This window comes from Deinococcus marmoris (assembly GCF_001949125.1).
Classification (GTDB): Bacteria; Deinococcota; Deinococci; order Deinococcales; family Deinococcaceae; genus Deinococcus; species Deinococcus marmoris_A.
Map to the genome: position 1 here is coordinate 91,913 of NZ_MSTI01000115.1, position 18,429 is coordinate 110,341.

Annotated in this window: 19 protein-coding genes; 14 read left to right on the top strand and 5 right to left on the bottom strand. The window is 66.1% G+C overall.

What is annotated here, in order from left to right:
• The first annotated feature begins 305 nt into the window (after positions 1–305).
• The 5 genes from BOO71_RS17155 to BOO71_RS17175 all read left to right on the top strand — a co-directional run bounded on the left by BOO71_RS17155 (position 306) and on the right by BOO71_RS17175 (position 3,817).
• Positions 306–1,544: a TCR/Tet family MFS transporter gene (locus BOO71_RS17155; protein WP_075834357.1), complete on the top strand. Its 1,239-nt coding sequence runs from the start codon at positions 306–308 to the stop codon at positions 1,542–1,544.
• A 109-nt stretch (positions 1,545–1,653) separates the two neighbouring features.
• A complete protein-coding gene (locus tag BOO71_RS17160; protein WP_254843200.1) occupies positions 1,654–2,151 on the top strand; it encodes a gluconokinase in 498 nt (165 codons plus the stop codon).
• The gene (locus BOO71_RS17165) at positions 2,141–2,320 is read left to right on the top strand and encodes a DUF2256 domain-containing protein (RefSeq protein WP_075834359.1); all 180 of its coding nucleotides are present in this window, start codon (positions 2,141–2,143) and stop codon (positions 2,318–2,320) included. The genes BOO71_RS17160 and BOO71_RS17165 overlap by 11 nt, the downstream gene beginning before the upstream one ends.
• The gene (uvsE, locus tag BOO71_RS17170) at positions 2,290–3,204 is read left to right on the top strand and encodes a UV DNA damage repair endonuclease UvsE (RefSeq protein WP_075834360.1); all 915 of its coding nucleotides are present in this window, start codon (positions 2,290–2,292) and stop codon (positions 3,202–3,204) included. The genes BOO71_RS17165 and uvsE overlap by 31 nt, the downstream gene beginning before the upstream one ends.
• Before the next feature lie 70 nt (positions 3,205–3,274).
• Complete coding sequence (locus BOO71_RS17175; RefSeq protein WP_075834362.1) at positions 3,275–3,817, top strand: 3'-5' exonuclease; 543 nt, start codon at positions 3,275–3,277, stop codon at positions 3,815–3,817.
• Positions 3,818–3,846: 29 nt separating this feature from the next.
• Here the strand turns inward: BOO71_RS17175 and BOO71_RS17180 are convergent, their stop codons facing one another.
• Together BOO71_RS17180 and BOO71_RS17185 are read right to left on the bottom strand one after the other, a co-directional pair.
• The gene (locus tag BOO71_RS17180; protein ID WP_075834363.1) at positions 3,847–5,082 is read right to left on the bottom strand and encodes a S8 family peptidase; all 1,236 of its coding nucleotides are present in this window, start codon (positions 5,080–5,082) and stop codon (positions 3,847–3,849) included.
• A 145-nt stretch (positions 5,083–5,227) separates the two neighbouring features.
• Positions 5,228–7,231: a phosphodiester glycosidase family protein gene (locus tag BOO71_RS17185; RefSeq protein ID WP_368482882.1), complete on the bottom strand. Its 2,004-nt coding sequence runs from the start codon at positions 7,229–7,231 to the stop codon at positions 5,228–5,230.
• A gap of 124 nt (positions 7,232–7,355) precedes the next feature.
• On the opposite strand from BOO71_RS17185, the gene mglB reads away from it, so the two are divergent.
• Complete coding sequence (gene mglB / locus BOO71_RS17190) at positions 7,356–7,841, top strand: GTPase-activating protein MglB (RefSeq protein WP_075834365.1); 486 nt, start codon at positions 7,356–7,358, stop codon at positions 7,839–7,841.
• A gap of 64 nt (positions 7,842–7,905) precedes the next feature.
• Positions 7,906–8,496: a GTPase MglA gene (mglA, locus tag BOO71_RS17195; RefSeq protein WP_029479937.1), complete on the top strand. Its 591-nt coding sequence runs from the start codon at positions 7,906–7,908 to the stop codon at positions 8,494–8,496.
• Positions 8,497–8,720: 224 nt separating this feature from the next.
• On the opposite strand, the gene BOO71_RS17200 is transcribed toward mglA, so the two are convergent.
• Positions 8,721–9,821 carry a 3-deoxy-7-phosphoheptulonate synthase gene (locus tag BOO71_RS17200; RefSeq protein ID WP_075834366.1) on the bottom strand — a complete coding sequence of 367 codons (1,101 nt, stop codon included), beginning with the start codon at positions 9,819–9,821 and terminating at the stop codon, positions 8,721–8,723.
• Positions 9,822–10,150: 329 nt separating this feature from the next.
• Here BOO71_RS17200 and mbhE point away from each other — a divergent pair, with 329 nt between their 5' ends.
• From mbhE to mnhG, 7 genes are all read left to right on the top strand, one after another.
• Positions 10,151–12,508, top strand: a complete 2,358-nt coding sequence (mbhE, locus tag BOO71_RS17205) for a hydrogen gas-evolving membrane-bound hydrogenase subunit E (RefSeq protein ID WP_075834368.1) — start codon at positions 10,151–10,153, stop codon at positions 12,506–12,508.
• Positions 12,505–13,008 carry a Na(+)/H(+) antiporter subunit B gene (locus BOO71_RS17210; RefSeq protein ID WP_075834369.1) on the top strand — a complete coding sequence of 168 codons (504 nt, stop codon included), beginning with the start codon at positions 12,505–12,507 and terminating at the stop codon, positions 13,006–13,008. The genes mbhE and BOO71_RS17210 overlap by 4 nt, the downstream gene beginning before the upstream one ends.
• Positions 13,009–13,183: 175 nt before the next feature.
• Positions 13,184–13,648 carry a Na+/H+ antiporter subunit C gene (locus BOO71_RS17215; protein ID WP_083653559.1) on the top strand — a complete coding sequence of 155 codons (465 nt, stop codon included), beginning with the start codon at positions 13,184–13,186 and terminating at the stop codon, positions 13,646–13,648.
• Positions 13,645–15,213, top strand: coding sequence for a proton-conducting transporter transmembrane domain-containing protein (locus BOO71_RS17220; RefSeq protein ID WP_075834371.1), 1,569 nt, complete (start codon positions 13,645–13,647; stop codon positions 15,211–15,213). The genes BOO71_RS17215 and BOO71_RS17220 overlap by 4 nt, the downstream gene beginning before the upstream one ends.
• A complete protein-coding gene (locus tag BOO71_RS17225) occupies positions 15,210–15,716 on the top strand; it encodes a Na+/H+ antiporter subunit E (RefSeq protein ID WP_075834373.1) in 507 nt (168 codons plus the stop codon). Before BOO71_RS17220 ends, BOO71_RS17225 begins: the two co-directional genes overlap by 4 nt.
• On the top strand, positions 15,713–15,973 hold the full coding sequence (locus tag BOO71_RS17230) for a monovalent cation/H+ antiporter complex subunit F (protein WP_075834375.1): 261 nt from the start codon (positions 15,713–15,715) through the stop codon (positions 15,971–15,973). Before BOO71_RS17225 ends, BOO71_RS17230 begins: the two co-directional genes overlap by 4 nt.
• 162 nt (positions 15,974–16,135) lie before the next feature.
• Positions 16,136–16,507: a monovalent cation/H(+) antiporter subunit G gene (gene mnhG / locus BOO71_RS17235; RefSeq protein ID WP_075834377.1), complete on the top strand. Its 372-nt coding sequence runs from the start codon at positions 16,136–16,138 to the stop codon at positions 16,505–16,507.
• 42 nt (positions 16,508–16,549) lie between these two features.
• Here the strand turns inward: mnhG and cdd are convergent, their stop codons facing one another.
• Positions 16,550–16,999 carry a cytidine deaminase gene (cdd, locus tag BOO71_RS17240; protein WP_083653561.1) on the bottom strand — a complete coding sequence of 150 codons (450 nt, stop codon included), beginning with the start codon at positions 16,997–16,999 and terminating at the stop codon, positions 16,550–16,552.
• Complete coding sequence (locus BOO71_RS17245; RefSeq protein WP_075834379.1) at positions 16,986–18,332, bottom strand: hemolysin family protein; 1,347 nt, start codon at positions 18,330–18,332, stop codon at positions 16,986–16,988. Before BOO71_RS17245 ends, cdd begins: the two co-directional genes overlap by 14 nt.
• Positions 18,333–18,429: the final 97 nt, after the last annotated feature.

Here is an 18,429-nt window from a genome sequence, read left to right on the forward strand (position 1 = left end):
TTGAAACGCCTGGAAATCCGAGCAGAGCGAGAAGGAGAAAAACGGGTTCCGGGCGTGGAGTGCAGGAATCGGCGCTGTCCCGATTTCTGCGCGAAACAGACGGAATCCGTATGAGCCGCCCTCCGAAGTGGGGGCGGTTTTTGTGGGCTGTGGGTTTGATGGAGGCTGACTACATCCGCCTCTTTGCCTATTGACGTAATTTGTTCTGGGAATTACATTCAACCCGAAACTCTGCGTGAGTCGCGTCCAATCTCATGCCTGCTCTCCTGTCATAAGAAGCCCTCCTCCCCCAAGAAGGTCATGTCATGTCCAAACGCCCCGCCGCCCTGATTTTTATTCTCATCACCGCACTGATCGACATCATGGGCATCGGGCTGATCATCCCGGTGCTGCCGGGGCTGGTCAAGGAACTGGCCGGATCGGAGGCGGCAGGGGCGCGCGACATCGGCCTGCTGACGGCGGCCTATGCGCTGATGCAGTTCGTGTTCGCCCCGATTCTGGGCACGCTGAGTGACCGTTACGGGCGGCGGCCCGTGCTGCTGCTGAGTCTGCTGGGTATGGCGCTGGATTACCTGCTGCTGTTCTTTGCGCCCAGCCTGTGGTGGCTGCTGATTGGCCGCCTGATCGCCGGGGTCACCGGGGCCAGCCTGACCGTGGCCAATGCCTACATTGCCGACGTGACGCCTCCTGCGGACCGGGCCAAGAACTTCGGGCTGCTGGGCGCGACGTTTGGCCTGGGCTTCATCCTGGGGCCAGCGCTGGGCGGGCTGCTGGGCGAGTATGGGCTGCGGGTGCCGTTCCTGGCGGCGGCGGCCCTGAGCGGGCTGAATCTGCTGTACGGCTACTTCGTGCTGCCCGAATCGCTGCCCGCCTCGGCGCGCGGCAAGCGGCTCAACCGCAGGGACCTCAATCCCCTCACTCCGCTCAAGGCGCTGGGCGAATACGCACTGCTGCGAAGCCTCGCCCTGACATTCGTGCTGCTGGGGCTGGCCGGGCAGGTCATCTTCAGCACCTGGGTTCTGTACACCGAGGGCGTGCTGAGCTGGACGCCGCTGCAAAACGGAATCGCGCTGGCCTTCTTCGGCCTGCTGACGGCGGTGGTGCAGGGCGGGCTGATCGGCGTATCCATCAAGAAACTGGGCGAGCGGCGCACCATCTTGCTGGGGCTGGCGCTGTCCACCGCCGAATTCCTGATCCTGAGCGTGGCGCGCAGTTCCCCGGTGCTGTACGCCTCGCTGGTGGTGGGCGCGGGCGGCGGCTTGGCGCAACCCGCCATTCAGGGCCTGATCAGCCGTCAGGTCAGCGAGACCGAGCAGGGCCGCGTGCAGGGCGCGATCACCAGCCTGACCAGTCTGGTGGGCGTGGTGGGGCCGATTGTCGCCACCGCCGTCTTCGCCTATTTCAACGGCGGCGGCGCGTCCGTGCGGGTGCCGGGGGCAGCGTTCATCATGGGGGCGGCGCTGTCGCTGGCGGGCCTGTTCATGATCTGGTCCGTGCTGCGCCGCACGCCGGAAGAGGCGACGCTGGGCGGCGTGGGCGACTGAGATTTGCCTGTAACTGAGTCTTGCCTACAGATGAAGAGAGCCTCCCCATTCCTCTTGTCTATGCGCGGCCCGGCTGCGACAGACTGAGGGCGATGTGGCGGCAAGCAAAGTGAGACTGATCTTGATGGGCGTGTCCGGCAGTGGCAAAACTACGCTGGGGCAGGACTTGGCGGCCCGCACCGGCTGGCCGTTTTTGGACGGCGACGACTTCCATACCCCGGAGGCCAGGGCAAAAATGGCCGCCGGGCTGGGCCTGAGTGACGAGGACCGTCAGCCGTGGCTGGAACGGTTGCGTGGCGCTTTGCTGGCACGCCCTGAGGTGATCCTGGCGTGTTCCTCGCTGCGCCACAGCTACCGCGACGTGCTGCGCGTGCCGGACGCCCGTTTCGTGTTTCTGAACGTGCCACCGTCGCTGCTGCTTTCGCGCCTGCAAGAGCGTGGCAACCACTACGCGCACGCCGATCTGCTGCCCTCGCAGTTGCAGACGCTGGAGCCGCCGGACCGGGCAGAAGCCGATGTGCTGACCCTGCACGTCACGGCCCAGGACTCGTCCGCCGATCTGACGCGCCTGACGCTGTCCGCCCTGGGAATTGCCGATGCCCGCTAAGGCCGCGAAGAAAGCGTTTGGCGGGGGCCGCAAACCTTCCGAACGGCCCAGCAAGATTTGCCCGGTGTGCGGGTTGCCTTTTTCCTGGCGCAAGAAGTGGGAGCGCGACTGGGACAGCGTCAAATACTGTTCGGATAAATGCCGTGCGGCGGCAAAGGGGGCATCGTGACCGCCCCCGCTTACGGTCTGGTCTGCATGACCGTGGGGCCAGAGGTTCGATTCCGCACCGTGACCCTCAGCCGCTACCGGGCGCTGTCGCCCTCCGAGCGCGAGGCCAAGCTGCTGGACCTCTACACCGACAACATCTCCAGATTGCGCGGCGCTGCCGACTTCTGCGCGGCGCGCGGCATCCGCCTGTACCGCATGAGCGCCAGCCTCTTTCCCATGCTGGACCTGATCGGCGACGAGACCGGAGAGGCAGTGCTGACCTCGCTGGCTGGGCAATTGCGAGAGGCTGGGCAGGCGTTCGTGGACCGGAAAATTCGCGTACTGATGCACCCCGAACAGTTCATCGTCCTGAACAGCGACACCCCGGATGTGCGCGTCCGCAGCGTTCACGCCCTGAACTCACACGCCCGCGTCATGGACGGCATGGGGCTGGAGCGCAGTCCCTGGAATCTGCTGCTGCTGCACGGCGGTAAGGGGGGCCGCGCCGCCGAATTGCAGGCGGTCATTCCCGATCTGCCCGACGCTGCCCGCCTGCGCCTGGGCCTGGAAAACGACGAGTACGCCTACGGCCCCGCCGACCTGTTGCCCGTCTGCGAGGCCACGGGCGTGCCGCTGGTCTACGACGGCCACCATCACGTCATCCACGACAGGCTGCCCGATCAGGACGATCCCGCCGTGCGCGAATGGGTGCTGAAAGCCCGCGCCACCTGGACCCCGCCCGACTGGCAGGTGGTCCACCTGTCCAACGGCATCGACAGTCCGCAGGACCGCCGCCACAGTCACCTGATCACGCACCTGCCCGCCGCCTTTGCCGATGTGCCCTGGATCGAGGTGGAGGCCAAGGGCAAGGAGGAGGCGGTGGGGGGGCTGATGGGAGGAGCTTGAAGGGTTGGAATTTCCCCTCCCATTCCCCGTCCTACGGTCACTTCCTGTCCCACGCGCTAGCCTACGCGGCGTGAACGTCGTCGTCTTCGATCTGGAAACCACGGGCCTCTCGCCGGAGCGCGACGCCATCGTGGAAATCGGCGCGGTGCGGGTGGTGGATGGCCGCATCGAGGAAACGCAGAAATATGAAACGCTCGTCAAGCCCGTCGGCGACTTCGGCCAGCCGCTGCTGATTCCCTGGCGCGTGGAGCGCATTCACGGCATCAGCAACGAGATGGTCCGCCACGCCCCCACCATGACCGAGGTGCTGCCCGAATTTCTGGAGTTCGTGGGAGATTCCGCCGTGGTGGCGCACAACATCGGTTTCGACAGCGGCTTTATGCGGGCCAACGCCCAGCGCCAGGGTCTGGTCTGGAAACCGGCGGCGGAACACTGCACCGTGCAGCTTTCCCGCCGCGCTTTCCCGCGCGAACGCGCCCACAACCTGACCGTGCTGGCCGAGAGGCTGGGCCTGAGCTTTGCCCCCGGCGGACGCCACCGCAGCTACGGCGACGTGCAGGTAACGGCGCAGGCATATCTGCGCCTGCTGGAAATGCTGAAGGTGGGGGCGTAGGGGCAAAGGAACGCTCTGCCCCCTCCCGTCTATTGCGGAGCCTGCACCAGTCCCAGCCCCACATCCAGTTTGTCCACGCCCGCGATCAGCGGCCTGCGCGTGGCGCTGCCCTTCAGAGCGGTTTCGATGGTGTTGCGGGTCAGATCACCCGAATCGATCAGCGACTGGAACCACAGCGCGGCCACCCCAGCGACATGCGGCGTCGCCATGCTGGTGCCGCTGTAGGCCACCAGCCCCCCGCCCAGTTTGGCCGAGGTCACATTCACGCCGGGGCCGCTCAGGGTTGCTCCGGTATTGGAAAATGGCGCGACGGTCAGGCCCGCGTCTGGTTTGTTTCCGCTTCCCAGTCCCACTGCCGCCACCGAGATAAAGCCGTCGGAGGTTGCGGGCGGCGCGACGCCCACCTCCCAGTCGGGGTTCTGCTGGCGGCGGCTCTCGTTGCCTGCTGCGGCGATCAGCAGCGTGGGCGTGGTGTCTCCGCCGTAGCTGCGGGCGTAGGCGGCCAGCGCGCCAAACAGGTTGAGGTTGGCCCGGTAGTCCAGCAGCGCCTGAGAGGTGGCCAGTTCGGCGGGCAGGCCGCGCTTGATCAGCTCGGCCACCAGCCCCGGAAAGTCCATGCCCAGCGACATGCTGACCACATGCGCGCCCTCCTGCACCGCCCAGGCCAGCGCCCGCGCGATACCCTCGCTGCTGCCGCTGCCGTCTGCGCCCAGCACCCGCCCGATCAGCGCGCGTTCCACGCCGGGGGCCACGCCGATACGCTGGCCTGCCACATCCCGTCCAAAAACTGTTCCGGCGCAGTGGGTGCCGTGGCCCTCGGCATCCACGCCACCGTCGGCGTCACCCTCTGCCAGCGTGAAGTCGCGCCGCACCAGATTCACGCCCGCGAAGGCCGGATGCTCCGGGTCGATGCCGGTGTCCAGAATGGCGACGGTCACACCCTTGCCATTCTGCGGGCTGCTGTCAGCCCTAACCGCCTGCACGCCCCAGGTGGGTCCAGTGGCGCTCGCATCGGCCTCCGCACGACTGACCGGGCGGATCAGGCGCATGGGAATGCTGGGGGCGGCCATCTGCACGCCCCTTTCCTGAAGCAGATCAGGGAGTTCGCGGTGATCCAGGGTTGCCACTTCCAGGGTCATGGCGGGCGCATGAGCCGACTCCGCATTTGCCCCCGCACGCGGCGCGAGCGCGCTGCTTTCCCCGGCCCTGACCTGGCCCTGACCCTCGCCGCCCTGCCGCCACACGATGAACCGGTCTTTCTTCATGCCGCCCTCCCCAGAACCGCGAATGGCGGTCTGAGGAACAGTTTAAACCCAGAAATATAATTCTGTCATGAGCTTTTCTATGCGGGTATATTCTGTTTTTGGCGAATCATTTAGCATCTTCTGCCTTCAGGCTTTCAGACCCTTCCTACTTCTTCCCAGCCACTTCACGCGGCACGAAGACAATCGCGTTCGGCACTGGCTGACTCCAGACCGTGTTCAGGTAGCCGCCCAGACCCCCATAGCCGCCCTGTAGGTAGGCGGTGGCGCTGCTGCCGCTGTCCATCCGCACGGCGTCGCGCACGCCTGCCCCGGCCAGGGCGGCGGCGAAGGCTTCAGGGGTGCCGTACTCGAAATAGGCGATGGTGGGTTGGCCGCCCAGCGTGCCCAGCGCGGATTGCCGGGTGGAGCGCCACACGCCAGCGGCAGTGTTGAAGCCCTCGCGGCGCGGGTCGATCACCACCTTGCCGCCCTGCACCAGCAGTGGCCCGGCGCTCAGGGCGTCCACGGCGCTGCCCCAGGGGGCGTCGGTGGCCTGCCAGTTGAGGGCGACATTCAGCGGTGCGCCCGCCGCCACTGGCAATGCCGGAAAGCGGGCCGGATCGAAGGTGAAGGCCAGCGTCCGGGGGGGCGGGGTGATCTGCCCGGTCACGGCGCGGGTGACGCTGACACTGCCGGGAGCCAGCAGCAGGGTGGTCAGCCCTGTGCCGCCCACCGACGTTTTTCCGTCCCCCACGAAGGCGGTCAGCAGCGCGGCACTGGGCGTGGCGCGCACGCTGTTCACGGTGACGCTGCCGAATGGTCCGCTGAGGACATAGCGCGGGCGCGGGTAGCCGAACAGCGCCTCGCCCGTGTTAGTGAAGCCCACGGTGGCGCGTTTTTCCAGACTGGCCGCCGTCATCAGGCCGCCCACCGCCACCAGATCGACGGGCAGGCTGCTGCGTGGGTCAAAGTAGCCGCCGTTGACCCCGGCCACCCCTCCCGCCGATTTCACGAGATCCAGCACCGACAGCGAGCGCCCCAGCGGCGCACTGACCACGCGCGGCTGGAACAGCGCCGGATCGAAGCTCAGCAGGTGCAGCAACCCCTTGTTGCGGTAACTCACCCCGGCGGGCAGGGCGTCGGGGTCAATCGGCGGCGGCACGCTGGAATCGGTGTAGGTGGTGGTGTCGATGACCACCCGGAAGGGGTCTTCCAGCGTGAAGATCTCGCTGCGCCCGCCCCCGGTTCCCAGCCGGATCGACGCGCCCGCCCCGGTCTGGGCCAGCGTCAGGGTGTCGCCCCCCGGCAGCGTCTGCTGGCTGCCCTGCACGGTGACCCCCGGCAGCAGCACGCTCAGCCCACCCGCCTCGCGCGAGATGACCTGCGACGCTGGGGCGCTCAGGTCCATCACCACCCGCTGAACTTCCACCGTGCGGTACAGCGTCCGGCTGATCCGCACCGTGTCCAGATTCGCCACCTTCGGCACGCTCAGGCTGGGCATCAGTGGCGGAGGCGTCGGCGCGGGCAGTGCCGGGATGGGCTGAATGTTGGGCAAAGCTTCGGAGGTGGCTGGAGATGGAGTGATGGCGGGTGGGGGAGAGGCTGGCGCTGCTGGCGCGGGTTGAGCTGCGGTGGGCGCTGGCGCTGAGGGTGTCGCGCTTACAGGCGGTCTGATCACCGGGCGTTCCGGTCCCCCGTCCGAGGGCAGCAGCGTCGCTGTCGGTACGCTGGTGGGCGTGGCAAACCCCAGCAGGCCGAGGGTATCGGTCAGCACCCGGACGCCCAGCAGCTCCAGCGCCCGCAGCGGCACATGCATGCTGCCATTGGTGATCATGGGGGTGGGCAGCGTGCCGCTCAGGGTGAAGCCCAGCGCCGTCCAGCCCTTGCCGGGCGCGTAGCGCAGTTCCCTCTTGCCCAGCAGCAACCGCAGGTCCTGCGGATCATTGCGGACCGACACGCCCAGGCGCGGCAGGGTCCAGACCGCCAGCATCTCGGTGCCGCCCAGCACTCTGGAATCCACCCCGGCGCTCTGCGGGACCCCCCCGATGGCGGTGGGCCGTGCCAGCGCGCTCCCGGCCAGCAGGCCCGCCCCGATCAGCAGCCATAGCCCCGGGGTGCGCCGCCGTCTGTTGTTGTCACCACTCTGCCCACCGTTCTGACCAAACTTCACGCGGCGGAGTCTAGCGCCTGCGTGCCTGACCGGATGAGCCGCAAACCAGACCAATGCGGCATTTTCGCCACTCATTTCCAGCGCCGTCAGGTTCTTGTGCTGGCCTCTGTTCATACTGCATTTCATGATCGAACCCTCACTCGCGCTCTACGGGGAAGCCTATGCCCGCGTGGACGCGCTTATTCAGGAGCTTCTGGACGCCGCTGGCGTGCGTTACGGTCTGCTGGTGGACCGCAAGGGCTTTGTGCTGTCGCACAAGGAGGCGCTGTGGGCACCGCGCCCGCCCGCGCTGGACAGCGTGGCGACGCTGGTGGCCAGCAACGCCGCCGCCACCGCCGCCCTGGCAAACATGCTGGGCGAGCGGACGTTTAGCGAGCAGATTCACCAGGGCGAGAACGGAACCCTGTACGTGGAATCGGTGGGAGCGGACGCGCTGCTCACGCTGATCTTCGATTCCAGCGTGCCGCTGGGCCGGGTCAAGGTCTATTCCAAGAAGACCGTGCCTCAGCTCGCCGCCATTCTGGACGAACTCAAGGACATCCCCGAAATCCAGCTCGGCGGGGATTTCAGCGAGGGGGCCACGGCCCTGCTCGACGATCTGCTGGGCTAAGCCTCAGCCCGGTTGACCTGACTTTCTTTTCACGTCTGAATTTGCCCACAGGAGGCACCAGCGCATGAGTACCATTAACTTCGCCGCCCGCGAAATCAACTGCAAGATCGTGTACTACGGCCCCGGCATGAGCGGCAAGACCACCAACCTCAAGCAGGTGTTCGCCAAGGTGCCCGGCCACCTGCGCGGTGAGATGGTCTCACTGGCCACCGAGGACGAGCGCACGCTGTTCTTCGACTTCCTGCCCCTGGACCTCGGATCCGTGCAGGGCTTCAAGACCCGCTTTCACCTGTACACCGTGCCGGGTCAGGTGTTCTACAACGCCAGCCGCAAGCTGATCCTGCGCGGCGTGGACGGCATCGTCTTTGTGGCCGACAGCGCCCCCAACCGCCTGCGCGCCAATGCCGAGAGCATGCGCAACCTGCGCGAGAACCTCGCTGAACACGGCATCAACGTGCGCGACGTGCCGATTGTCTTGCAGGTCAACAAGCGCGATCTGCCCGACGCCCTGCCCACCAGCATGATCCGCGCAGTGATCGATCCCCGCAATGAATTGCAACTGTTCGAGGCCATGTCCGACAAGGGCGTGGGCGTGTTCGAGACCCTCAAGACGGTCAGCCGTCTGGTGCTGGAACGGCTGTCTCAGACGAAATAAAGCAGAGTTGGGCCAGAGCCGGAGAGGTGGGGATTCCCATTTCTCCGGCTCTGGCGTTGCTATGCCCGCTTAACCCCTCTGCTCCGCAGCTCTGCGAGTCCGCTCCTTCGGGGGACCTCCCCTCAAAAGGGAGGCAAGAGTCCTGGGATTGCCTGGCCAGCAGCGCACTCCTGGCTTGCAAAGCTCCGCAGGAGAGGGGTTCGCCTTTCAGCGCGACTCTCAACTCAGCCCCGTAAAGCCGCGTCCGCCTCCAGCAGCAGTGCCTCGGTTTCGGCCCAGCCCACACAAGCATCGGTGACACTGACGCCGTATTTCAGGTCATTGGGATTGGCGGGGACACTCTGCTTGCCCTCCTCCAGATTGCTTTCCAGCATCAGGCCCCGGATGGCATGCTGGCCGCCCAGGCGCTGCTGCACCACGTCGCGCCAGATCAGCCCCTGACGGCGGAAATCGCTGCCACTGTTGGCGTGGGAGCAGTCCACCATGACTGCCGGGGACAGGCCCGCCGCCGTGATCAGGTCCGCGCCTTCCTTCACGAACTGCGGTGCGTAATTCGGCCCGCTCTTGCCGCCGCGCAGGATCAGGTGGCCGTTGGGGTTGCCCTGCGTCTGCACGATGCACGCGCGCCCGTCGTCGTCCACGGTGAAAAAGACGTGCGGATGTGCGGCGGCCACCATCGCGTCCACTGCCAGTTTCAGGCCGCCCCCGGTGCCGTTCTTGAAGCCCATCGGGGCGCTGACGGCGCTCGCCATGACCCGGTGCGTCTGCGATTCGGTGGTGCGTGCGCCCAGGCAGGCCCAGGCCACCGCGTCAAACAGGTACTGCGGCGCGAAGGGGTCCAGCAGCTCGGTGGCGACGGGCAGGCCCAGCTCGCCCACCTCCAGCATCAGTTGGCGGGTCAGGGCCAGACCCCGGCCCACGTCATTTGCGCCGGTCATGTCGGGGTCCATCAGAAAGCCGCGCCAGCCCACCGTCGTGCGGGGTTTATCCACGTAGACGCGCATCTGCACTTCCAGCGTGCCTTTGACCTGTTCCCGCAGCGCGGCCAGACGGCGGGCGTACTCCAGTGCCGCGCCGGAGTCGTGGACGCTGCATGGCCCCACCACCACCAGCAGGCGGGCGTCCTCGCCACGCAAGATGGCCTGCGCCGCCTGACGCCCGGCCAGCACGGTGCGCTCGGCCCCTGGCGTCAGCGGAAGCGCACTTTTCAGTTCGCGGGGCGTGGGCAGCGGCGTGAAGCTGGACACATTCAGATTCTCGGTGCGGCTGGGCGCGGGCGTCTGTGTTTCGGGCGTGGGCAGTTCAACTTCTGAGAGCTGGGTCATGTGCGGTTCTCCTTTTGGCTGTGTGTCTGAGCAGGGGCAAAAAACGCCGCCCGGTGGCCTTTGTGGGGCGTCTACCGGGCGGTCAGGGGATTGAAACAGCGCGATGCTAGGCCCGGTGGAAACGGAACCAATAAAAAAATGCGCTGCTGAAAAGCATGGGGAAAGTGTAGAGGGGCGGGGGAGAGGCTGAGGGCGGGCGGTCTAGGCGGGGGAACGAAGAAGGCCCCCCAAGCCGCGCACCGTGTAGCCCCCAGCGGTGCGCCTTTCATCCGGGTGTGATTTGATAGGTAGCGCATGATCGCCCTTTTGCCCACTTCTGACCCCAGCCTGTGACCCTCGCCGTCCTGTTCCCGCTGCTGATGGCCGCCGTGTGCGCGCTGCTGGCCCGCCCGCTGGGCCGCCGCACCGGGTATCTGGCCGCCCTGGGCTTTGTGCCCGCCCTGCTGCTGGCCGTGCCGCTGGCCGGAAGCAGCGTGGAGGTGGGCGGCACTCCCCTGAGTCAGGTGACAGGCTGGGTGCCAGAACTGGGGCTGAATTTCGCTTTCCGGGGCGACGGCTTCTCGCTGCTGTTCGCGGTCCTGATCGGCGTGATCGGCGCGCTGGCCTCGCTGTACTCGGTGGCGTACCTGTCGGAGCGCGAACGCTTCGGGCGCTTTTATCCGTACCTGCTGCTGTTCGGTGGCTCCATGCTGGGGCTGGTTCTCAGCGACAACATGATCGCTCTGTTCGCCTTCTGGGAGATGACCAGCGTGACCAGTTTCCTGCTGATCGGCCTGTGGCACACCCGCAGCGAGGCGCGCGACGGCGCGATCAAGGCGTTTCTGGTCAGTGCATTGGGCGGGCTGGGGTTGCTGGCGGCGGTGGCGTTGCTGTCGGTGGCCGGGAGCAGCACCACCCTCTCGGGACTGGATCTGGAGGCGGTGCGGACCTCGCCCATGTTCATTCCGGCGCTGCTGCTGACGCTGCTGGCGGCCTTTACCAAGAGCGCGCAGCTTCCGTTTCATTTGTGGCTGCCCACGGCGATGGAAGCGCCCACCCCGGTCTCCGCCTTCCTGCACTCGGCCACGATGGTCAAGGCCGGGGTGGTGCTGGTGGCGAAGTTCGGGCTGATCTTCGGCACCAGTGCGCTGTGGGGCGGGATCATCGTGCCGCTGGGGCTGGCGACGATGTTCTGGGGATCGTGGCGGGCGCTGAAGCAGACCGATCTGAAGGCGCTGCTGGCTTTCTCCACCGTGTCGCAACTGGGCCTGCTGATGGCCCTGTACGGTCTGGCCGACGCGGAGGGCCGGTTTGCTGCCACCGCGCATCTGCTGAACCACGCAGCCTTTAAAGCGGCGCTGTTTTTCGTGGTGGGCATCATTGACCACGAGACCGGCACGCGCGAGACCTTCCGGCTGTCGGGACTGCGGGGCAAGTTGCCGCTGACCTTCGCCGTCGCCCTGCTCGCCACCCTGAGCATGGCCGGGCTGCCGCCGCTGGGGGGCTTTATCTCCAAGGAATTGTTCTACGAGGCGATGCTGCACGCCGGGCCAGGGTTTATCGCCGTGGCCGTGATCGGCAGCGCCTTCACGCTGGCGTACTGCGCGCGGCTGATCGGCATTTTCTTCGGCGACTTCCGCGCCCCCGAGGACGACGGTGGGCAGCCCCTCAAGTCCCAGATTCACGAGGCGGGTCCTGGCCTGCTGTTGCCGCCTGCGCTGCTGGCGGGGGCGGCACTGCTCTTCGGCGTGCTGCCCGCCAGCGCCGAGTGGCTGACCCGCCGGGCTGGGGCGGCGTTGGATTTTGCGGGCTACGAGGGGCACCTCTATTTGTGGCACGGTGTCACGCCTGCCCTGCTCCTCACCCTGCTGACCTGGGGGCTGGCGGCGCTGCTGGTATGGCAGGCGGCGCGGGTGTACTTCCTGCAAGTTCACATGGAATTTCCGCTCAGCTCCAACCGGATTTACCGGGGGCTGCTGATCGGTCTGGAAACCCTGGCCTCGCGCGTGATCGCCGGGACGCAGGGGCTGGCGCTGCCGGACCAGTTGAGGATCACGCTGGCCGCCGCCGGACTGATGGGCGGTTACGCCGTGTGGCGTGCGCCGCAGGTGTTCCAGCCGCTGGAGCCGCTCCCGCTCAGCACGCTGCCCATCGCCGTGCTGCTGGTGGCCGGGGCGCTGGGCGTGCTGCTGTCCCGCAACCGCCTGACCGCTGTGGTCCTGACTGGGTTAACTGGTTTCGGCAGTGCGGTGGCCTTTCTGACCATGCGCGCCCCCGATCTGGCGCTCACGCAACTGCTGATTGAGGCCGTGACCGTGATCCTGTTTCTGCTGGTCTTCCGCTCTCTGCCAGGCTTCCGCAGCCTGCCGCGTGGGCGGGTGCGGCAGGTGATCGACGTGGTGCTGGCCGGATCGGCGGGCATCGGGGCCACCTTGCTGGTCCTGGCGAGCCTGCGTTTCCTGTCGCCGCCGATCTCGCCGTATTACCTGGAAAACGCTTACAAGGAGGGTGGCGGCAAGAACGTGGTCAACGTGATTCTGGTGGATTTCCGGGGCTGGGATACGCTGGGCGAGATCATGGTGGTGGCGATGGTGGCGCTGGCCGTGGGCAGTCTGGTCCGGCTGGGCCGCCGGGGACAGGCCCGCAGCGAGAAGGACACCGCGCCCGCGTCACAGGACATGCTGGACCTTCAGAAGAGGCGTTCATGAGTCCTAAGCGCACGCCAAAGAAGGCGGTCAAAGTGGCGGCAGACCAGCCCCGGCCCGGCGATCTGCTGATCAACGATCCGATCCTGACGACCATCAGCCGGGCCGCTTTCGCGCTGGTGATGCTGTTCGCGCTGCTGCTGCTGTGGCGCGGGCACAATGCCCCCGGCGGCGGCTTCATCGCGGGCCTGATGACGGTGTGCGCCCTGATCCTGCACCGCATCGCCAACGGTGACAGCGCCCTGCGTCTGGACCCCGTGAAATTCATTCCGTGGGGACTGGCCCTCTCCTTCACCACCGGACTGGTGCCGTACCTGCTGGGCCGCCCCTTCCTGAAATCCGACTACGGCTACCTCACCACGGCCCTGACTGGGGAATTTGAGTGGGCCACCGCCCTGCTGTTTGACCTGGGCGTGTTTCTGGTGGTGGTGGGCGCGGGGCTGGCCCTGGCCTACGCCCTGATTGAAGTTGAGCCGAATGAACTGGTAGAGGGGGATTCGTGAGACTTAAGGGTTTAAGAGAGGTGGACTTTTTCCCCTCTCCACTCGTGGCAGAGGGACGCCGCGACTGCGGCGGGGGTGAGGGGGCCACCGGGCAGGCCGCCACGCAATCCACTTGTAAAATCTTTTCCCACACCCCACACCCCACATCCCACAACCCCTCCCAGGCGGCCCGCTGATGGAAACCCTCTTTGCCGTTCTGATCGGTCTGCTGGTGGCGGCGGGCGTTTTCCTGCTGCTGTCGCGTACCATTATCCGGGTGGTGCTGGGGCTGGCCTTTATCGCCTACGGGGTCAATCTGGCGATTCTGACCGTGTCGGGTCTGCGGCAGGAATCCCCGCCGCTCCTGACATTGGAAGGACCGTATGTGGACCCGCTGCCGCAGGCGCTGGTGCTGACCGCCATCGTGATCGGCTTTGGCACCACGGCGCTGCTGCTGACCGTGGCGCTGCGGGCCTATCAGGTGGCTGGACACGATGACGTGGCGGCCTTCGGAGACAATCTGGCCCGCAATCCCGACGCCCCGGACGGCCAGCACGCCGATCCCGAACACCTCAGCCCCGACCTGCCGGAGGCCGACCATACCGACGAGATCAATGCACAGAGAGCCGAGCTTGAGCGGCTACGAAGGATCATGAGATGACCCCTGAATTTGGCGAGGTCGTGACCTCCGCTTTGCCCCTCGCGCCGATTCTGACGCCGCTGGGGCTGGGGCTGCTGTTGCTGATCCCCATGCGGCGCAGGTGGCGGGTGGCGCTGGCCCTGGCCTCGGCCCTGCTCACCCTGATTTTCTCGTTGTTGCTGATGAATGCCACGCTGGGCGGCGTGCTGGTCAGCGAACTGGGCGGCTGGAAAGCACCGTTCGGGATCGTGATGGCTGCGGACCGTCTGGGATCGTTCATGAGCGCCCTGGCTGCACTCTGCGGTGTGTTCACCGTCTGGCTGATGGCCGCGCAGCCGGACCCGGTGCGAGAAAGGCATCATTCGTTTGCCCTGACCTCTTTCCTGTTCACGGGCGTGCAACTGTCCTTTTTGACGGGCGATCTGTTCAACCTGTTCGTGGCCTTTGAGGTCATGCTGGTGGCCAGTTACGCCCTGACCGTGCTGGGGTCCACCCGCGAGCAACTGCGCGAGGGCTTCCGCTACATCGTCATGAACCTGTCGGCCTCCGCGCTGCTGGTGGTGGCCTGCGGGCTGGCCTACGGCACGCTGGGCACACTGAATTTCGCGCATCTGGCGCAGCGCAGCGCCGCGCTGGGGCCGAACACCACCGTCACCGCCGTGGGCGTGCTGCTGCTGATCGTGTTCGCGGCCAAGGGCGCACTCTTCCCGCTGGGTTTCTGGCTTCCCGGCACGTATCCAGCGGTGCCCCACGCCACGGGCGCATTCTTCGGGGCGGTGCTGACCAAGGTGGGGCTGTACGCCCTGATCCGCGTCTTTACCACAGTGTTCAATCAGGACCCGCAACTGCCCGACACCCTGCTGCTGGTGCTGGGGGCCGTGACCATGCTGTACGGCGCGCTGGGCGCGGTCAGTCAACGTGAGTGGCGGCGCATCCTGTCGTTCACGGTGGTGGGTTCGGTGGGCTATCTGGCTTTCGGGCTGGGCCTGGACTCGCCGGACGCCCTGCGCGCCAGTCTGGCGTATCTGGCGGTCAGCGTGGTGGTGACCCTGGCGATGTTCCTGATTGCCGCCGTCGCGGAACGGGCCAGTGGCACCCGGCTGGTGCGGGCGCGCGGCTTTATTGAATTCCTGCCGCTGTTGGCCGCCTGCTTCCTGTTCTGCGCGCTGACGGTGGCGGGCCTGCCCCCCAGCGCGGGCTTCGTGGTGAAGTTTGACCTGATCCGCGCCGGGCTGGAAGGTGGCACCGTGCTGGCCTACATCGCTACGGCCAGTGCCCTGCTGAGTAGCCTGCTCACCCTGTACGCGCTACTGCGGGTCTGGAGCGGCTTCTTCTGGGGGCGTCACCCACGGGAAGAGCCGGTACGCCGCGTCCGCTGGCCCGAACGCCTGCCCGCCTATCTGGCCTCAGCGCTGGTGGTGGCGCTGGCGGTGTTTGCCGGGCCGCTGCTGGGCTACGCGCGCGGCACTGCCGACGAACTGGGCAGCAACGGCTCCTACATCCTGGGCGTGCTGGGCGATCAGCCGCTGGACCTCCACGCCCGTCCCAAGGGTGACGACGTGCAGCAGCCGGAGGGAACGCCATGAGGGGCGTCTCTCTCAATATCCTGCTCGCCATCGTCTGGACCCTGTTCGTGGGCGAATTCAGCCTGCGCGAACTGGCCATCGGGATGCTGCTGGGCTTTGCTATCCTGAGCATCTTTCCGCTGTCTCTGGGCACGGGCGGCTACGTGCGGCGCACGCTGGCCTTCGTGCGCTTCGCCTTCTTCTTTGCCCGCGAGCTGACGGTGGCAAATATTCAGGTGGCGCTGTGGGCCTTGCGTCCGCACCCGCCGCTGCATCCCATGATCATCGCCTACCCGCTGCGCCTGCGCGGCGACAACGGGCAAACCGTCCTGGCGGCCACGATTACCCTGATGCCCGGCTCGGTGGCGATGGGCTTTAACCCCGAGCGCAGCGTGCTATATGCCCATGTCATCGGTGCAGAGAATCCACGGGCGGCTCGCGCCAGCCTCAAGAAGGTGGAGGACGCCCTGCTGCCGCTGTACGGTCAGGACGCCACAACGACACCATTGGAGAACACCGCATGATCATCAATCTGGCCCTGGGCATCGTCACGCTTTCCGTTCTGCTGGTCACGGTGCGCGTGCTGCGTGGCCCCAGTTGGGGGGATCGGATCATGGCCTTCGACTTCCTGAGCGTCAATCTGGTGGTGCTGATCGCGTTGATCGCCGTCAAAACAAAACTGATCGTGATGCTGGACGCCGCGCTGGTGCTGAGCTTGCTGGGCTTTCTCAGCACCGTGGCCCTGACCCGTTATCTGCTGCTGGGCCGGGTGATGAAGTGATGGGGGGTAGTGGGCTGTGGGCTGTGGGTTGTGGGAAAAGATGGGGGCGGTATGCGGGACACGGTACGCAGCGCGCAGTGTCTTCTGGCGGTTTGACCGTTAGATGGTTTGACCATCGGCCTCTCTCCATCAACCATCAACCATCCTCGCCGCAGGTCAGCCATGAATGACTTCAACGCCGCCCGTGACATTCCCATTCTGCTGGGAGCCTTCTTCGTGCTGACGGCGGCGATTGGCCTGATCCGTTTCCCCGATCTGTACTCGCGGCTGCATGCCAGCAGCAAGCTGATCACGCTGGGTTCGGCGGGCATCTTTATCGGCGTGGGTCTGGAATTTGCCCAGACGGAGGCGCTGACCCGGCTGGCGGCGGTCCTCCTGTTTCAATTTCTGACCACGCCCCTCAGCGCCTATCTGATCGCCCAGGCCGCCTACCTGCGCGGGCTGGAGCCGCTGCTGGAGGGACCGGACGAATGGAACGCGCTCGGCAAGGCCGCGCTGCTGGACGAGCATCTGGAGGAAAGGGGAGGAGGCTAGAGCGGTGAATCTTTTTCCATCAACCGTCAACCATCTACTGTTCTACTCCGTCCCCACCCCATGCCCGTCCTCGCGTTCCTCCAGCCTGAAGCCGTGGGGCAGGAAGTCGCGCACCAGACCGCTCAGCACCTCGCCCTCGGCGTTCACGCAGACCACGCGGGCGTCGGGGGCGAACTCGTACAGCACCTGACGGCATGCGCCACACGGGCTGGCGGGCGGGCTGGACTCGGCGTAGACCACCAGATCGGTAAAGGTCCGTGCGCCTGTCGTCGCCATCGCCTGCACTGCCGACTGCTCGGCGCAGCGGCCCAGGCCGTAGCTGGCGTTTTCCACGTTCGCGCCGCTGAAAACCTGCCCGTCCGGCGTTCTTAAAGCCGCGCCGACATGGAATTTGCTGTAGGGGGCGTAAGCCTGGGCGAAGGCAGCCTTCGCGGCGGCCAGCAATTGTGGGTCTGGGGTCAGGCCCAGGGCATTGGGATTATTTTCTGTCACTTTCGACCTCCTCGGTCAGGACCAGTGGAGCGGGGTCGGCAGCACGTTCTACCCGCACGCGGCTGACGCGGCGCTCGTCGGCTTCCTCGACGGTAAAGGCCCAGCCCTCATGGATAAAGGTGTAACCCACTTCAGGAATGTCGCCGAAGCGGTCCGTCATGAAGCCGCCCAGGGTGTCGAACTCGCCCTCGCCGTCTTCCAGGTTGCTGCCCAGAATCTGCTCGACCTCATGCACGATCATGCCGCCGTCGATCAGGTACACGCCCTCGCCCACCAACTGATACAGCGGCAACTCTTCCTCGTCGGTCTCGTCGTAGATCTCGCCCACGATCTCTTCCAGGGCGTCTTCCAGCGTGACCAGCCCCGCCGTGCCGCCGAATTCGTCCACCACCACGCTCAGGTGCGACTTCTTCTCGCGCATCTTGGTCAGCAGGTCCCTGATCTTCATGCTTTCGGGCACAAAGAAAACCTTACGCATGATGTCGGAGACCGTCAGGGTGTCCAGATCGTTCAGGTGGCGCAGCACGTCGCCGCTGTGGACGACGCCCACGATGTTGTCGGGGGTGTCCTGATAGACCGGTACGCGCGAGTAGCTGTGTTCGGCGTTCAGCTCCAGCATGCGGCGCAGGGGCGAGGCACCGTCCACCACGATCATGTCCACACGCGGCGTCATGATCTCGCGCACGGTGGTGTCCGACAAGTCGAAGACGTTGTAGACCAGTTCACGCTCGCCGTCCTCCAGCACGCCCTCCTGGCTGGACGCGCCGACGATCATGCGGATTTCCTCTTCCGAGTAGGCGGTGTGATGTCCAGCCACGCCGCGCAGGCCAAACAGCCGCACCACGCCGTTGCCCATCGCATTCAGCACGATGATGGCCCACTTGAAAACGAAGGTGAAGACCAGCAGCGGGCGGGTGACCGTCATCGCCACCTGCTCGCTACGTTGTAAAGCCCAGGTCTTGGGGGCGAGTTCGCCGAAGACGATGTGCAGGATCGTGCTGATGGCAAAGGCCAGACCGAAGGAAATGCCCCGAATCTGACCCTCGGTCAGTGCTGTGCCTGCCAGCAGCGGCGCAACCAGATGCTCGATGGCCGGTTCGGCCACAAAGCCAATCGCCAGACTGGCCATCGTAATCCCGAGCTGCGTGGCGGCGATGTACAGGTCCAGATTTTTCAGCGCGCCCTGGGTGGCCTTGGCGGTGGCGCTGCCCTCTTCGGCCAGTTGATCGATGCGGGTGCGGCGCACGCTGACCAGCGAGAATTCCGCTGCCACAAAAAAACCGTTCATCAGGACCAGAGCGACCAGCGCGAGTAAACCGAGAATGTCATTCATGTGTGGGCGCGCTCCATAACCGCGCCCCGGTCATCCGCGTGGCACATGCTGCCCGTCCGCTCCGCGTGGAGGGATCGTCGTCGACCGGTGGTGTTGC

Coding starts and splice junctions, on each gene's coding strand:
- BOO71_RS17165 (WP_075834359.1), top strand. CDS start 2,141: ATGCCCGCTAAGGCCGCGAAGAAAGCGTTTGGCGGGGGCCGCAAACCT.
- BOO71_RS17155 (WP_075834357.1), top strand. CDS start 306: ATGTCCAAACGCCCCGCCGCCCTGATTTTTATTCTCATCACCGCACTG.
- BOO71_RS17200 (WP_075834366.1), bottom strand. CDS start 9,821: ATGACCCAGCTCTCAGAAGTTGAACTGCCCACGCCCGAAACACAGACG.
- BOO71_RS17245 (WP_075834379.1), bottom strand. CDS start 18,332: ATGAATGACATTCTCGGTTTACTCGCGCTGGTCGCTCTGGTCCTGATG.
- BOO71_RS17215 (WP_083653559.1), top strand. CDS start 13,184: ATGGAAACCCTCTTTGCCGTTCTGATCGGTCTGCTGGTGGCGGCGGGC.
- BOO71_RS17210 (WP_075834369.1), top strand. CDS start 12,505: ATGAGTCCTAAGCGCACGCCAAAGAAGGCGGTCAAAGTGGCGGCAGAC.
- uvsE (WP_075834360.1), top strand. CDS start 2,290: ATGCCGTGCGGCGGCAAAGGGGGCATCGTGACCGCCCCCGCTTACGGT.
- mglB (WP_075834365.1), top strand. CDS start 7,356: ATGATCGAACCCTCACTCGCGCTCTACGGGGAAGCCTATGCCCGCGTG.
- BOO71_RS17230 (WP_075834375.1), top strand. CDS start 15,713: ATGATCATCAATCTGGCCCTGGGCATCGTCACGCTTTCCGTTCTGCTG.
- BOO71_RS17220 (WP_075834371.1), top strand. CDS start 13,645: ATGACCCCTGAATTTGGCGAGGTCGTGACCTCCGCTTTGCCCCTCGCG.
- BOO71_RS17225 (WP_075834373.1), top strand. CDS start 15,210: ATGAGGGGCGTCTCTCTCAATATCCTGCTCGCCATCGTCTGGACCCTG.
- mnhG (WP_075834377.1), top strand. CDS start 16,136: ATGAATGACTTCAACGCCGCCCGTGACATTCCCATTCTGCTGGGAGCC.
- BOO71_RS17180 (WP_075834363.1), bottom strand. CDS start 5,082: ATGAAGAAAGACCGGTTCATCGTGTGGCGGCAGGGCGGCGAGGGTCAG.
- mglA (WP_029479937.1), top strand. CDS start 7,906: ATGAGTACCATTAACTTCGCCGCCCGCGAAATCAACTGCAAGATCGTG.